This is a genomic window from Streptomyces europaeiscabiei, assembly GCF_001550375.1.
Classification (GTDB): Bacteria; Actinomycetota; Actinomycetes; order Streptomycetales; family Streptomycetaceae; genus Streptomyces; species Streptomyces europaeiscabiei.
In genome coordinates this window covers 1-1,390 of record NZ_LRTR01000885.1, presented here as the reverse complement: position 1 = coordinate 1,390, position 1,390 = coordinate 1, and the positions used below count along the sequence as shown (strand labels likewise).

Below are 1,390 nucleotides of genomic sequence, written 5' to 3'. Positions count from 1 at the left end.
TGCGTCGCATTCGTCTCATGTGGAGTTGATCGAGGGGGAGTTGGGGGAGGTTTTGGCGCCGGTGGTGGCGTTGGAGCCGTCGGTTCCTTTCCTGTCGACGGTGACGGGCGAGTGGATCGAATCGGCGGAGACCGACGCCGGGTACTGGTACCGCAATCTGCGGCAGACGGTGCGTCTTGAGCCGGTGGTGCGGCGGTTGGCGGAATCGGGCCACGGTGCGTTCGTGGAGATGAGTCCCCATCCGGTGCTGACGGTGCCGGTGGCGGAGACCGTCGAGGCGGTGGGTGCCGATGCCGTGGTGATCGGGTCGCTGCGGCGCGGCGAGGGGGGTCTCGACCGGTTCTGCCTCTCGTTGGGCGAGGCGTGGACGCGGGGAGTATCCGTGGACTGGGCCCCGGTCTTCGAGGGACTGTCCCCGCGCCGGGTGGAGCTGCCGACCTACGCCTTCCAGCGCAGCCGCTACTGGCTGGAGCCCACGGCCCGGGAGACCGTCGTCGACGGGCACCCGGGGGTGCTCGACGACAGCTTCTGGAACAGCGTCGAGAACCACGACCTGGACTCCCTCGCCGAGAGCCTCGGGATGGAGGACGTGCGCTCGCTGGCCGAGGTCGTGCCCGCGTTGTCGTCGTGGCGGCGCGACCGGATCAACCGCTCCACCCTGGACGCCTGGCGCTACCGGGTCGCCTGGCGGCCCAGCACCGGGCGAGCCGCACGGGCCGCAGACCTCACGGGCACCTGGCTGGTCGTCGTCCCCGCGGGACACGAGTCCGACCCCCTCGTCCGACAGGTGTCGGCGGCCCTCGAAGAGCGGTCGGCCGGAGCACGCCTCCTCGTCGCCGGGGGACCCGCCGCCGAGCGCGACCGTATGGCCGACTTGATCCGGCAGCAGACCGACGGCACCGAGATCGGCGGAGTGCTCTCGCTGCTCGCCCTGGACGAGTCCCCCTGGTCCGCGGAAGGCGTCCTGCCCACCGGCCTGGTCCTGACCGCCTCCCTGCTCCAGGCGCTCGGTGACGTCCGGCTCGACGCGCCCGTCTGGTGCGCCACGCACGGTGCCGTCTCCGTCCACCGCCGCGAGCGGCTGCACCACCCGCTCCAGGCGATGACCTGGGGTCTCGGCCGCATCGCGGCCCTGGAGTACCCCCAGCGCTGGGGCGGCCTGATCGACCTGCCCGACACGCTCGACGACCGTGCCGCCTCCCGGCTGGTCGACGGGCTGTCCGGGACGCTGCAGGAGGACCACCTCGCGGTGCGCGGATCGGGCATCTTCGCCCGGAGACTGGTGCGCGCCGGTGAGGGACCGCGCCCCGACGGCCGGTGGCAGCCGTCCGGCACCGTCCTCGTCACCGGAGGCACCGGCGGGCTCGGCCGCCACGTCGCCCGCTGGCTG

The 1,390-nt window shown here is 72.9% G+C and carries 1 protein-coding gene; it reads left to right on the top strand.

The window, feature by feature from the left end; genetic code table 11:
• On the top strand, positions 1-1,390 hold a 1,390-nt coding region (locus tag AWZ10_RS45095), incomplete at both ends, for an acyltransferase domain-containing protein (RefSeq protein ID WP_159058598.1).